The organism is Streptomyces sp. NBC_00009 (assembly GCF_045040855.1).
GTDB classification, from domain to species: domain Bacteria; phylum Actinomycetota; class Actinomycetes; order Streptomycetales; family Streptomycetaceae; genus Streptomyces; species Streptomyces aureus.
The window spans coordinates 2,681,189-2,695,308 of sequence record NZ_CP108312.1 but is presented as its reverse complement, the minus strand read 5'-3'; the positions used below and the strand labels follow the sequence as shown (position 1 = coordinate 2,695,308).

7 protein-coding genes are annotated in these 14,120 nt (G+C 72.0%); 5 read left to right on the top strand and 2 right to left on the bottom strand.

Annotated features, from left to right (window positions below):
- Positions 1-167: 167 nt before the first annotated feature.
- A complete protein-coding gene (locus tag OHA58_RS11890; RefSeq protein ID WP_405478667.1) occupies positions 168-3,131 on the bottom strand; it encodes a lysylphosphatidylglycerol synthase domain-containing protein in 2,964 nt (987 codons plus the stop codon).
- A 162-nt stretch (positions 3,132-3,293) separates the two neighbouring features.
- On the opposite strand from OHA58_RS11890, the gene OHA58_RS11885 reads away from it, so the two are divergent.
- The 5 genes from OHA58_RS11885 (at position 3,294) to nudC (ending at position 13,591) form a co-directional block, all read left to right on the top strand.
- Positions 3,294-3,668, top strand: a complete 375-nt coding sequence (locus OHA58_RS11885) for an MGMT family protein (protein ID WP_405478666.1) — start codon at positions 3,294-3,296, stop codon at positions 3,666-3,668.
- 275 nt (positions 3,669-3,943) lie between these two features.
- Positions 3,944-7,258 carry an ATP-dependent helicase gene (locus OHA58_RS11880; protein ID WP_405478665.1) on the top strand — a complete coding sequence of 1,105 codons (3,315 nt, stop codon included), beginning with the start codon at positions 3,944-3,946 and terminating at the stop codon, positions 7,256-7,258.
- A 97-nt stretch (positions 7,259-7,355) separates the two neighbouring features.
- On the top strand, positions 7,356-11,132 hold the full coding sequence (locus tag OHA58_RS11875; RefSeq protein ID WP_405478664.1) for a UvrD-helicase domain-containing protein: 3,777 nt from the start codon (positions 7,356-7,358) through the stop codon (positions 11,130-11,132).
- Between the two features lie 10 nt (positions 11,133-11,142).
- Positions 11,143-12,555, top strand: a complete 1,413-nt coding sequence (locus OHA58_RS11870) for a dipeptidase (RefSeq protein ID WP_405478663.1) — start codon at positions 11,143-11,145, stop codon at positions 12,553-12,555.
- A gap of 85 nt (positions 12,556-12,640) precedes the next feature.
- The gene (gene nudC, locus OHA58_RS11865) at positions 12,641-13,591 is read left to right on the top strand and encodes an NAD(+) diphosphatase (protein ID WP_165914633.1); all 951 of its coding nucleotides are present in this window, start codon (positions 12,641-12,643) and stop codon (positions 13,589-13,591) included.
- A gap of 200 nt (positions 13,592-13,791) precedes the next feature.
- Here nudC and OHA58_RS11860 read toward each other — a convergent pair whose 3' ends face one another.
- Complete coding sequence (locus OHA58_RS11860) at positions 13,792-14,055, bottom strand: glutaredoxin domain-containing protein (protein ID WP_116510243.1); 264 nt, start codon at positions 14,053-14,055, stop codon at positions 13,792-13,794.
- Between the last annotated feature and the right edge of the window lie 65 nt (positions 14,056-14,120).

Here is a 14,120-nt window from a genome sequence, read left to right as displayed (position 1 = left end):
ACCCATCCTGCGGCGACGGCTCACGGGGCGCTCGGGGCGGGGGCCGTGCGGGTGAGCGACGGCGGCTACGGGGGAGGGCTCTCCGAAGAGCCCTTCCGGAAACGCGTCCTTACGGGGAGCCCTTCCGGAAACGCGTCCCTACAGGGAGCGCTCCCGGAAACGTGCTCCTACAGGGAGCCCTTCCGGGAGAGGTGGTTGAAGAAGAGCCAGCCCGGCAGCACCGGGACCCACAGCGTCAGGAGCCGGTAGAGCAGCACGGCCGGGGCCGCGACCTCCTTGGGCAGTCCGACCGCGATGAGGCCGACCGTCAGGGTCGCCTCGACCGCGCCCACACCGCCCGGCGTCGGCGCGGCGGAACCGAGCGCGTTGCCCGCGAGGAAGACGACCGCGACGCTGGCCAGGCTGAGCGTCGTCGACTCGTCCCCGAAAGCGCGGATCGACGCGTCCAGGCACATCACGAAGCAGGCCGTCAGGAGGAGCATGCCGCCGATGCCGGTGATCAGCTTCTGAGGCCGCTGGAGTACGTCCAGCATGCGCGGTACGACGCCGGCGAACAGGGACCGTACGCGCGTGACGACGAACTTCCGCAGGAACGGGATCGACGTGACCACGAGCACGAGGACCGCGACGGTCAGCAGGCCCGCGATGACGGTCCGGGACGGCGACAGGGACGGGGTCTTCTCCGTCCCGGTCAGATAGCCGAAGGTCAGCAGCATCATGATGTGAGCGCCCAGGCCGAAGAGCTGGGAGGCGCCGACACTGGCCACCGCGAGCCCGGGGCGCACGCCCGCGCGTTGCAGGAAGCGGGTGTTGAGCGCCACACCGCCGACGGCGGCCGGTGCCACGATCTTCACGAACGAACCGGCGACCTGGGCGGCGACCGTACGCAGGAACGGCACCCGCTCCGGCACGAAGCCGAGCAGGCTCATCGCGGCGGCGAAGTAGCTCAGCGCAGAGAACAGGACGGCGGCGGCGACCCAGCCCCACTGGGCCTGGTCGAACAGCGTGCCGAACTCGATGTGGGTGAGCTGCGACAGCAGGAAGTACGCGCCGATGGCGCCCGCGATGAAGCTCACGAGGGTGCGCGGTTTGACGCGCTCCAGGCGGGCCGGTTCGACGGGTGCCTGCGGCCGGATGCGGAGCACCTGGTGGCGGATCTGGGTGAGGAGGTCCTCCTCGCGCGCTTCGTCCAGGGCCTCGTCGATGGCCTTCTTCTCGGCCTGTCGCTCGGCTTTCTCGGTCTGCCGTTCGACCTTCGCGGAGGTCTTGGCCGACGGGGGCGTGATCCGCTCGGCGACCGTCTTCGTAGCGGGCGTTTCCTCGGTGGCCCTCTCCGTAGGCGTCGATTCCTCGGCGGGAGAGGGCTCGGCAAGGGAGGCCTCGTCCAGGCGGGCCTGCTTCGCCCTGCGCGACGCCTCGAGCACGGCCTCGCGCTCGCGTTCGGAACGCTCCCTGCCGAGCTTGCGCAGTGTCGAGCGCGTCGTACGGCTCAGGGCGATGGGCTGGAGCAGCGGCAGGCAGTCGGCGATCGCGTCGGGGCCGAGCACTCCCACGGCGGACGCCACCGCACGCTCGGCGCCCACACGAAGGCCCAGCGTGGCCAGGAGCTGCGCGATGTCCATGCGCAGGATCAGATCGCCGGACGCGATCTCGCCGCCGCGCAGATCCGTCAGGATCACCGTGCCGGAACGATCCACCAGAATCGCGTCGCCGGTGAGCCGCCGATGGGCGATACGCCGCGACTGGAGCGCCTGCACCTGGTGCCAGGTGTCGCGCAGCAGCTCGTCGGTGATCTCCTCGTCCGGCACCGAGTCCAGCGAACGGCCGCCCGTGTGCTCGTACACGAGCATCACCGCGTCGGGGCCGAGCTCGGACGTCGCGATCAGCTTCGGTGCGTTGGCCCCGGCCGCGATCGCCGCGTACGCGAGGAGCGCCTCCTGCTCCAGCGCCTGGCGCAGGGACTGGAGGCTGCGACCCGTGGTGATCCCGCGCAGCGTCAGTCGGCGCCACACGCGGTAGAAGAAGCCCTGCGCCTGCTGTTCTCGGTCGACGATGGTGACGTCGAGAGGGGGGCCGTCCTCCAGGGTGACGAAGTAGCGCCGCCCCCTGTCGCCGTTCTCCGTAGCGCCCTCGTGTGCCTCTTCGCGGGCCGCGCTCACCGGGTGGAAGCCGACGTGCCGCAGGCCGGCGAGGAGCGTCTGGCCGGTGGGCCGCACATTCGGCGAACCGACCGCGTAGAGCGTGCCGTAGGCGACCGTCCAGCCGATGAGGACCGTCAGGATGATCGAGAACGGGGTCGTGTAGCCGGTGACCAGCATCGCGAACGCGTCGAGCAGCAGCACCACCCACAGCACCACGCGCCAGCGTGGTCTGCGGGACATCCCCACGGCCGTCATATAGGCGATGACGGGCGCCAGATAGCCGTGCACCGGATCGGTCAGCGCGTGGATGTCGCCCGGCGACGGGCGGGTGAGCGCCTCCTGGATCGACGACGGGGCGCCCTGGGCGACCCACAGGTCCGTCGCGAGCGTCACCCCGTGCGCGAGGACGGCCGCGAGAACACCGTCGGCGATCCGCAGCCCGTCGCGTTTGATCAGCCGCTCGATCGCGAAGGCGACCGGGACGAGGAGAATCGCGATGCTCGACGCGAGCCCCGCGAACTTGATCATGAGGTCGGGAGCGGCGCCCGTGCCCTTGCTGATGTCCTGCTGAAGACCCGAGGTCGTGCCGTGGGCGAAGGCGGCGATCGACAGGAGTACGGCGATCGCGAGAACGCCCACCAGGAGACGCATCAGGTCGGAGGGGCGGTGCACGCGCGCGGGGAGCAGTGGTTCGTCGCCGTCCACCCGCTCGGAGTGCGCGTCGGCGTCGATGCACGCCGGGTCGACGAGAGGGACCTCGGTCCGCTCGGGCCCGGCCCCCGCGGTCTTCTCGGGCGCGGCCTCCGCGGCCTCCGCGGCCTTCTCGGGCGCGGCAGCCAGGGGCGCCTCGGCCGGCTTGCCCAGGCGTTCGGTCACGGGGGAGTGGTCGGCCTCTTCACCGTCCGGGCGCGCCGAAGCCCCAGAGGTGCCCTCCGCCTTATCGGGATGCACGCCCTGCTGCTCCGTCGTTTCTTCTTGATCTCGTATCACCGGTCACCGCCCGCACGATGGTGGCACGTCCCACTGACACAGGGGGGCATCAGGGTGCGATGCGGGGGAGCAAAGTATCCCGCAATCGCGGATTCGTGCTTCTTCATGCGCCTCTCCACGCCCCGTGGCCGGGCCGTCACAGTGTCGGTGGGGTGCGGCAGGATGGGCCGGATGAGCGAGGAGAGCGGTGCGGCGGGAGAGCTGCCGGAGTACGCGGAGCGGGTGCTCGAGGTCGCGGACCTGATCCCGCCCGGACGCGTCATGACCTACGGGGACGTCGCCGAATGGCTCGGGGAGGGCGGCCCGCGCCAGGTCGGCCGCGTGATGGCCCTCTACGGGGGAGCCGTTCCGTGGTGGCGCGTCGTGCGCTCGGACGGCGTGCTGCTGCCCGGCCACGAACTGGACGCCATGGCGCACTACCGCGCGGAGAGCACCCCCCTTCGCGAGGCCTCCCGCTCGTCCGAGGGACACATCCCGCGCCTCGACATGAGGCACGCGCGATGGGACGGCGAGGAACGCGCGGAATCTCACACCTGACAGCCTCCGCCATCGCGTCCCCGCACGAGCGGCCTGCGGCCCGTACGGGGGAAACGGGGCGAGAGGGGCACTTCGCCGCCATCGCGTACGTTCGTGAATCGCGGCACACCCGTGCCGCACGGGACCCGGGGGACCCGGCGGAAGCCCGGCTTCCGCCACACTCGACGGCGTAGCGTCGACGGCGCGCACCTCCCTCACCCCGCAGCCACCGCCCCGCTCGGACGGTCGGCCGCCTCCCCGTCACCCCAGCACACCCACCAGGACCAGCGATCCACGTGAGCTCCTCTTCCTCCACCCGGAACCTGTCGCACCGCCAGGTACGACAGGGGACCCCCGGCGCGTACCGACTGGTGCGTACCCCGCCGGCCCCGGTGGACCCCCCTCGTCTGGACGCACGGCAGCGCGCGGTGGTTGACCACGTGCACGGCCCGCTGCTCGTCCTCGCGGGACCGGGCACGGGCAAGACGACCACGCTCGTCGAGGCCGTCGCCGCACGCATCGCCAAAGGCACCGACCCCGAGCGCATCCTGGTCCTCACCTTCAGCCGCAAGGCAGCCGTCGAACTCCGCGACCGCATGGCCCTGCGCATCGGCGCCGCCCATGCACCACAGGCCACCACGTTCCACTCGTTCTGCTACGCCCTCGTCCGCGCCCACCAGGACGCCGGCCTGTTCGCGGAACCCCTGCGCCTGCTGTCCGGACCCGAACAGGACGTCGCCGTACGCGAACTGCTCGCCGGCCAGATCGACCTGGAGCAGGTCGGCCTCGCCCACGTCCGCTGGCCCGACGAACTGCGGGCCTGCCTGACCACCCGAGGCTTCGCCGACGAGGTACGCGCCGTCCTCGCCCGCAGCCGCGAACTGGGCCTCGGACCGGCCGCACTCGACGCCTTCGCCCGCCGCATCGGCCGCCCCGACTGGAAGGCCGCCGCCACCTTCCTCGCCGATTACCTCGACGTCCTCGACCTGCACGGAGTCCTCGACTACGCCGAACTCGTCCACCGCGCGGTCCTCCTCGCCCACCGCAGCCCCGTCGCCGACGAACTCGCCACGCGCTACGACGCCGTGTTCGTCGACGAGTACCAGGACACCGACCCGGCGCAGGTGCGGCTGCTGCACGCCCTCGCGGGCGACGGCCGCACCCTGCTCGCCTTCGGAGACCCCGACCAGTCGATCTACACGTTCCGCGGCGCCGACGTGAACGGCATCCTCGAATTCCCCGACCAGTTCCCCCGCGCCGACAAAAGCCCCGCCCCCGTAGAGGTCCTCACGACGTCCCGCCGCTCCGGAGCACACCTCCTGGACGCCACCCGCCGCATCACCCGGCGCATGCCCCTGACCCGGCTGCCCGCCGACAAGGTCCGCGCCCACCGCGAGCTGACCCCCGCGCGGGACGGCGGCCGCGTCGAGGCCTACACGTACCCGACCTCCGGCACCGAACTCGACAACATCGCGGACATCCTGCGCCGCGCCCACCTCGAGGACGGCATCCCCTGGAACGACATGGCCGTCCTCGTCCGCGCCGGAACCCGCTCCATCCCCGCGATCCGCCGCACCCTCACCGCCGCGGGCGTCCCCCTCGACATCGACGGCGACGACCTGCCCCTGCGCCACGAACCGGCCGTCACGCCCCTGCTGACCGCGCTCAGGGCCGTCGCCCTCAGCGTCGCGCAGGACACCCCCGAACCCGACGACGACCAGGACCGGGAACCGCCCGTCTGGCTCGACACCGAGACCGCCCTCACCCTCCTCGCCTCACCCCTCGCCGGCATGGACGCCGCCGACCTGCGCCGCCTCGGCCGCGCCCTGCGCGAGGAGGAACGCGCCGCCGGCAACCACCTGCCGCCGCCCTCCGACGAACTCCTCGCACGCGCCCTGGCCCAGCCCGAACGCCTCACCGCCCACGACCCCGCCCACGCCCGCGGCGCCCAGCGCCTCGGCGCACTGCTGCGCGCGGCCCGCGAAACCCTCACCTGCGGAGGCACCGCCGAGGAAGCGCTCTGGCAGCTGTGGAACGGCACCTCCTGGCCCCAGCGCCTGGAACGCGCTGCCCGCCGCGGCGGCGCCGCAGGACGCAACGCGGACCGCGACCTCGACGCCGTATGCGCCCTGTTCGCGACCGCCTCCCGCGCCGAGGAACGCACCGGAGGCCGCGGCGCCCTCAACTTCCTCGAAGAGGTCGAAGCCCAGGACATCGCCGCCGACACCCTCGCCGGACGCGCCGTACGCCCCGACGCCGTACGCCTCATGACCGCCCACCGCTCCAAGGGCCTCGAATGGCGCCTCGTCGTCGTCGCCGGCGTACAGGAAGGCCTGTGGCCCGACCTGCGCCGCCGCGGCTCCCTCCTCGAGGCCGACCGCATCGGACGCGACGGCCTCGCCGAACCCCTCACCCCCGGAGCGCTCCTCTCCGAAGAGCGCCGCCTGTTCTACGTGGCCACCACGCGCGCGCGTGAACGCCTCGTCGTCACCGCGGTCAAGGCACCCGCCGACGACGGTGACCAGCCGTCCCGCTTCCTCACCGAACTCGGCGTCGACCCCCAGGACGTCACCGGCCGCCCGCGCCGCCCCCTGTCCGTCGCCGCGCTCGTCGCCGAACTGCGCGCCACGACCGTCGACCCCCGCGCCTCCGACACGCTGCGCGACGCCGCCGCCCGCCGCCTCGCCCGCCTCGCCGCCCTCACCGACGACGACGGACGCCCCCTCGTGCCGTCCGCGCACCCCTACCGCTGGTGGGGCATGGACGACCCCACCGAGAGCAGGATCCCCCTGCGCGACCGCGACCAGCCCGTCGTGCTCTCCGGAAGCGCCCTCGACCAGCTCGCCAACACCTGCTCCCTGCAGTGGTTCCTCGGCCGTGAGGTCAAGGCCGACGCCCCCGCCACCGCCGCCCAGGGCTTCGGGAACGTCGTCCACGTCCTCGCCGACGAGGTCGCCTCCGGACGCACCCCCGCCGACCTCGCCGTCCTCATGGAACGCCTCGACTCGGTCTGGGACGCCCTTGCCTTCGACGCCCCCTGGAAGTCGGCCCAGGAGAAGGAGCACGCGCGCGTGGCGCTCGAACGCTTCCTCCGCTGGCACGTCGACTCCGGCCGCGTGCGCACCCCCGTAGCCAGCGAACACGCCTTCGACGTCACCCTCGAAGCGGGCTCCTACGAAGTACGCATCCGTGGCTCCATGGACCGCGTCGAACGCGACACCGAAGGCCGCGCCTACGTAGTCGACTTCAAGACCGGCAAGCAGGCCCCCTCCGCCGCCGACGTCGCCCGCCACCCCCAGCTCGCCGTGTACCAGCTCGCCGTCCGCGAGGGCGCCGTCGACGAACCCTTCGACGGCGAACGCCCCGAACCCGGCGGCGCCGAACTCGTCCAGCTGCGCCAGGGCGCCGCCAAGAAGGACGGCGGCGACACCCTCCCCAAGGTGCAGGCACAGCAGCCCCTGGAAGGGGAGTGGGTCGGCGACCTCCTCGCCACCGCCGCAGGCAAGGTCCTCGACGAACGCTTCTCGCCCACCACCGGACAGCACTGCACCCACTGCGCGTTCCGCGCCTCGTGCAGCGCCCGCCCCGAGGGCAAGCACGTAGTGGAGTGATCCCTGTTTGCCGCATTCGTGGCGCACGGAGTGACGTACGCCTCCGCGGCGCCGGATCGGTCCGGTGCTGTCAGTGGGGCCGGTTAGCCTCGATGAGGTGACCACACGCCTCACCGACCCCGAGCAGCTCAAGGAGCTCCTCGGGATCCCGTTCACCCCGGAGCAGACGGCCTGCATCACCGCGCCGCCCGCCCCGCAGGTGATCGTGGCCGGAGCCGGCTCCGGCAAGACGACGGTCATGGCCGCCCGCGTCGTATGGCTCGTCGGCACCGGCCAGGTCGCCCCGGAACAGGTCCTCGGCCTCACCTTCACCAACAAGGCCGCCGGCGAACTCGCCGAGCGCGTCCGCAAGGCACTGATCAAGGCAGGCGTCACCGATCCCGACGCCATCGACCCGGACAACCCCCCGGGCGAGCCCGTGATCTCCACGTACCACGCCTTCGCCGGCCGCCTCCTGACCGACCACGGCCTGCGCATCGGCCTCGAACCCACCGCACGCCTCCTCGCCGACGCCACCCGCTTCCAGCTCGCCGCCCGCGTCCTGCGCGAGGCCCCCGGCCCCTACCCGGCCCTCACCCGCTCCTTCGCCGACCTCGTCAGCGACCTCCTCACCCTCGACGGCGAGCTCGCCGAACACCTCGTCCAGCCCGACGAACTGCGCGCCTACGACACCCGCCTCCTGCACACCCTCGAAGGCCGCAAACTCACCAACGCCGACCTGCGCAAGGTCCCCGAGGCCGCCGCCGCCCGCCTCGACCTCACCGGCCTCGTCACCCGGTACCGCGAAGCCAAGCGCGCCCGCGACCTCCTCGACTTCGGCGACCAGATCGCCCTCTCCGCCACCCTCGCCCGCACCCGCCCCGAGGCCGGCGCCATCCTCCGCGACGAGTTCCGCGTCGTCCTCCTCGACGAGTACCAGGACACCTCCGTCGCCCAGCGGATCCTCCTGGCCGGCCTCTTCGGAGCGGGCACCGGCCACCCCGTGACCGCCGTCGGCGACCCCTGCCAGGCGATCTACGGCTGGCGCGGCGCCTCCGTCGCCAACCTCGACGACTTCCCCGAACACTTCGCCGACAGCGGCGGCCGCCCCGCCACCCGCTTCTCCCTCAGCGAGAACCGCCGCAGCGGCGGCCGCCTCCTCGAACTCGCCAACGGTCTCGCCCAGCCGCTGCGCGCACTCCACGCGGGCGTGGAAGCCCTGCGCCCCGCCCCCGGCGCCGAACGCGACGGCATCGTCCGCTGCGCCCTCCTGCGCACCCACGCCGAGGAGATCGACTGGCTCGGCGACTCCCTCGCCCACCTCGTACGCACCGGCACCGCCCCCGGCGAGATCGCAGTCCTGTGCCGCACCGCGACCGACTTCGCCGCCATCCAGGGCGCCCTCGTCGCACGCGACATCCCCGTAGAGGTCGTCGGCCTCTCCGGCCTCCTCCACCTCCCCGAGGTCGCCGACCTGGTCGCTGTCTGCGAAGTCCTCCAGGACCCCGGCGCCAACGCCTCACTGGTCCGCCTCCTGACCGGCCCCCGCTGGCGCATCGGCCCCCGCGACCTCGCCCTCCTCGGCCGCCGCGCCCGCCTCCTCGTCGCCCATGCGCGCGGGGGCGACGACGACCCCGACCGCCGCCTCGCCGAAGCCGTCGAGGGGGTCGACCCCTCCGAAGTGATATCGCTCGCCGACGCCCTCGACACGTTCCTGGAAACCCCCCTCGACGAACCGGGCGACGACAGGCTGCCCTTCTCACCCGAGGCACGCGTACGTTTCGCGCGCCTCGCCACCGAGCTGCGCGACCTGCGCCGCTCACTCGCCGACCCGCTGATGGACGTACTCCACCGCGTCCTCGCCGTCACCGGCCTCGAAGTCGAACTCGCCGCCTCACCGCACGCCCTGGCCGCCCGCCGCCGCGAAACCCTCTCCAACTTCCTCGACATCGCCGCCTCGTTCGCCGCGAACGACAGCTCCGCGACCCTCCTCGCCTTCCTCGGCTTCCTGCGCACCGCCGCCCAGTACGAAAAGGGCCTCGACAACGCGCTGCCCGGCGGAGAGAACACCGTGAAGGTGCTCACCGCCCACAAGTCCAAGGGCCTGGAATGGGACGTCGTCGCCGTCCCCGGCCTCGTCACCGGGACGTTCCCCAGCGCCCAGGGCCGCGAGAAATGGACCGCCCAGAGCAAGGTCCTGCCGCACGAACTGCGCGGCGACGCCGCCACACTGCCCGACATCGAAGCGTGGGACTCCAAGGGCATGAAGGCCTTCCACGAAGAGATGAAGGAACACCAGCGCACCGAGGAACTCCGCCTCGGCTACGTCACGTACACCCGCCCCCGCACCCTCCTCCTCGGCTCGGGCCACTGGTGGGGCCCCGCCCAGAAGAAGCCCCGCGGCCCCTCCGACTTCCTCCAGGCGCTGTACGACCACTGCGCCGCCGGACACGGGGAGATCGACGCCTGGGCCGACGAACCGGAGGAGGACGAGGAGAACCCCGCGCTCCAGGAGGCATCCGCCGAGCACGCGTGGCCGCTCCCGCTCGACGACGAGGCCATGGCGCGCCGCCGCGCGGCTGCGGCCACGGTGCTGGCCCACCTCGAAACCCCGGCCGACGCCGACGCCCACTCCCATGAGATGGGCCACCCGGCCACGTACACCGACCCGGACTGGCCGGCCCCGCCGGACGAAGAGGCCCTCTATGAAGGCGAGCCCCCCTACGAAGACGGGCCCCTCTACGGAGACGAGCCTCTTGGAGACGAGCCTCTTTATGAAGGGGGCGATTTCGTCAGCTCACCGGAGGATGGCCCCGGACCGGACTGGGATGAGTGGGACGACTGGGACGCGCTGCCCCACGAACGCCCCACGCTCCCGCACCCGACCGGCCTCCCCGCACACGAGCAGCCCGCGGCCGATGCCCCGCACAACGACGCGCACCCACACCCACACCCGGACGACGCCCGACCCATGCGCGGCGCCCCGCACAAGCCCGCGCGCAACGCCCCGCACACGCCCACGGACGCGCACCCCCTGGGCGCCATCCCGCACCCCACCACGCCCCAGGACGCCGACACCCGCCCCCACCCCGACCCGGCACCCACCAGCACCGCCCCAACCGTCCCCCCGGAGCGCCACCGGCCAACTCCGGAGGAGACCCGCACACTCGCCTCCTGGGACCGCGACCTCGACGCCCTCACCGGCGAACTCCTGCGCTCCCGCCAGGCCGTCCGCGACGTCCCCCTCCCCACCACACTCACCGCCTCCCAGCTCCTGCGCCTGGCCGCCGACCCCGACGGCTTCGCCCAGGACCTGGCCCGCCCCATGCCTCGCCCGCCCCAGCCCGCCGCCCGCCGCGGCACCCGCTTCCACGCCTGGGTCGAATCCCGCTTCGAAGAGCTCCGCCTGCCCATGCTCGACCCCGAAGAGCTCCCCGGCAGCGAGGCCGACATCGCCGACGAACGCGACCTCGAAGCCCTCAAGGAAGCCTTCGACAGCACGCCCTACGCCCACCGCACCCCCCACCGCGTCGAAACGCCCTTCCAGCTCGCCATCGCCGGCCGCGTCATCCGCGGCCGCATCGACGCCGTCTACAAAGAAGGCGAAGGCGACGACACCACGTACGAGATCGTCGACTGGAAGACCACCCGCGGCCGCACCGCCGACCCCCTCCAGCTCGCCGTCTACCGACTCGCCTGGGCCGAGCAGCACGGCCTCGCGCCCGAGGCCGTCAAGGCGACGTTCGTCTACGTACGCGACGGCGAAACCGTCACCCCCCGCGACCTCCCCGGACGCGCCGAACTGGAACGCCTCCTCCTCGAAGACCCCACCCCCGGCCCCGGCGACCGGAGAGCACCGGAACCACCGCACGAGCACGCCCCGGCGGACGGATAGGCTCGGGACCATGAGCAAGCCCGTTGACAACGCCGTCAGCACCGTCCGTGCGTACATCGAGACCCACCACGACGCGTTCCTCCAGGACCTCGCCGAGTGGCTCCGAATCCCGTCCGTGTCGGCCCAGCCCGACCACGCACCCGACGTACGCCGCAGCGCCGACTGGCTCGCCGCGAAACTCCGGGAGACCGGCTTCCCGACCACCGAGATCTGGGAGACACCCGGCGCCCCCGCCGTCTTTGCCGACTGGCCCTCCGACGACCCGCACGCCCCCACCGTCCTCGTTTACGGGCACCACGACGTCCAGCCCGCAGCCCGCGAGGACGGCTGGAACACCGACCCCTTCGAACCCGTCGTCATCGGAAAGCGCCTCCACGCGCGCGGAGCAGCCGACGACAAGGGACAGGTGTTCTTCCACACACTCGGCGTCCGCGCCCACCTCGCCGCCACCGGCCGCACCACCCCCGCCGTCCACCTCAAGCTCCTCGTGGAGGGCGAAGAGGAATCCGGCTCCCCCCACTTCCGCGCGCTCGTCGAGCAGCACAGGGACCGCCTCACCGCAGACGCCGTGATCGTCTCCGACACCGGCATGTGGTCCGAGGACACCCCCACCGTCTGCACCGGAATGCGCGGCCTCGCCGACTGCGAGATCGAACTCCACGGCCCCGACCAGGACATCCACTCCGGATCCTTCGGCGGCGCCGTACCCAACCCCGCCACCGCCGCCGCGCGCCTCGTCGCAGCCCTCCACGACGACCACGCGCGCGTGGCCGTCCCCGGCTTCTACGACGGCATCACCCCCCTCACCGACCGCGAACGGGAACTCTTCGCCGAGCTCCCCTTCGACGAAGCCCAATGGCTGCGCACCGCCAAGTCGCACGCCACTCACGGAGAGGCCGGCCACACCACCCTCGAACGGATCTGGGCCCGCCCCACCGCCGAGGTCAACGGCATCGGAGGCGGCTACCAAGGCCCCGGCGGCAAAACCATCGTCCCCTCCTCAGCCACGCTGAAGCTGTCCTTCCGCCTCGTCGCCGGACAGGACCCCGACCACGTGGAAAAGGCCGTCACCGACTGGGTCGCCCAACAGCTCCCCGCCGGCATCCGCCACACCATCACCTTCGGCGCCGCCACCCGCCCCTGCCTCACCCCCCTCGACCACCCCGCCCTCCAGTCCGTCGTCCGCGCCATGAACCTCGCCTTCGACCAGAAGATCCGCTTCACGCGCGAAGGAGGCTCCGGCCCCGCCGCCGACCTCCAGGACGTCCTCGACGCACCCGTCCTCTTCCTCGGCATCTCCGTCCCCTCCGACGGCTGGCACGCCCCCAACGAGAAAGTCGAACTCGACCTCCTCAAAAAGGGCGTCGAAACAGCCGCCCACCTGTGGGGCGACCTCGCGGAGAACTGGCGCGATGCACACTGAGCCACCCCACCCGCCACACCCCGCACCCGCCCAGCCGAACCGTCCCGCCGAAACACCCATTCCACCGGGGGAGTTGGAAGCACCCGTGACCACCTGGACCGACCGCACAGCCGACCGTCCGCTCTCGCTCTCCGCACCCAGCGGCATCGACCGCGCCGCACACCACCGCCTCGACGAGGCCTGGCTCGCCGCAGCCTGGAGCCACCCCACCACCCGCGTCTTCGTGGTCTCCGGCGGACAGGTCCTCATCGACGAGACGCCGGACGGCGCCACCGAACTGGTCATGACCCCGTCCTTCGAAGCGCCCCTCACCGAAGCCCACCGCTACTTCCTGGGCACCGACGACGACGGCGTCAGCTACTTCGCCCTCCAGAAGGACACCCTCCCCGGCCGCATCGACCAGTCCGCGCGCCCCGCCGGCCTGCGCGAAGCCGGACTCCTCCTGTCCCCCCGGGACGCCGGCCTCATGGTGCACGCCGTCGCCCTCGAGAACTGGCAGCGACTGCACCGCTTCTGCTCCCGCTGCGGCGAACGCACCGTCATCGCCGCCGCGGGCCACATCCGCCGCTGCCAGGCCTGCGGAGCCGAGCACTACCCCCGCACCGACCCCGCAGTGATCATGCTCGTCACGGACGACGAGGACCGCGCACTCCTCGGCCGCCAGGTCCACTGGCCCGAAGGCCGCTTCTCCACCCTCGCCGGCTTCGTCGAACCCGGAGAGTCCATCGAGCAGTCCGTACGTCGCGAAGTCTTCGAAGAAGCCGGCGTCGTCGTCGGCCCCGACGTCGAATACGTCGCCAGCCAGCCCTGGCCGTTCCCCTCCAGCCTCATGCTCGGCTTCATGGCCCGCGCCACCTCGTCCGAGATCAACGTCGACGGCGAAGAAATCCACGAAGCCCGCTGGTTCTCCCGCGAAGACCTGCGCGCCGCATTCGAGTCCGGAGAGGTCATGCCCCCCTACGGAATCTCGATCGCGGCCCGCCTCATCGAACTCTGGTACGGCAAGCCCCTCCCCAAGCCCGGCGACGCCGTATAAGCCCCGCCCTGATCAGATCTGACTGGCCTGACCGGGCGCCCAACCCCGATCAGGCCAGTCAAAGGCATCCGCTTGGACGGGCCGCATGACCGAGCTGAACAGGACTGCCGAGCCCCAAGGGCTCGAACGCGTGAACGCGAAGTCACCAGGAATGCAGAAGACCCCCGCCGAAGCAGGGGCCAGTCCGTATGAAGGAGCGATCAGGCAGCGCCGCCGAGCGCCTGCTTGACCTGCGCCAGGCTCGGGTTCGTCATGACGACCTCAGCCCCACCGTTCGCGGGAACAATCTGAACGGTCGGAACCGTCTGGTTTCCGCCGTTCGCCTTCTCGACGAACGCCGCCGAATCCGGGTCGTGCTCGATGTTGACCTCGTTGTACTCGATGCCCTCGCGGTCCATCTGGCCCTTCAGCCGACGGCAGTAGCCGCACCACGTCGTGCTGTACATCGTCACAGTCCCCGGCATGTTCCTCATGCTCCTTCACGGCTCGGAATGCTTGTTCGCACTGAGTCGAACGTAAGCGACCCGGC

Excerpts from the sequence above, each read along its gene's own strand:
- OHA58_RS11885 (WP_405478666.1), top strand. The coding sequence starts at position 3,294 with ATGGGCCGGATGAGCGAGGAGAGCGGTGCGGCGGGAGAGCTGCCGGAG.
- OHA58_RS11870 (WP_405478663.1), top strand. The coding sequence starts at position 11,143 with ATGAGCAAGCCCGTTGACAACGCCGTCAGCACCGTCCGTGCGTACATC.
- OHA58_RS11860 (WP_116510243.1), bottom strand. The coding sequence starts at position 14,055 with ATGCCGGGGACTGTGACGATGTACAGCACGACGTGGTGCGGCTACTGC.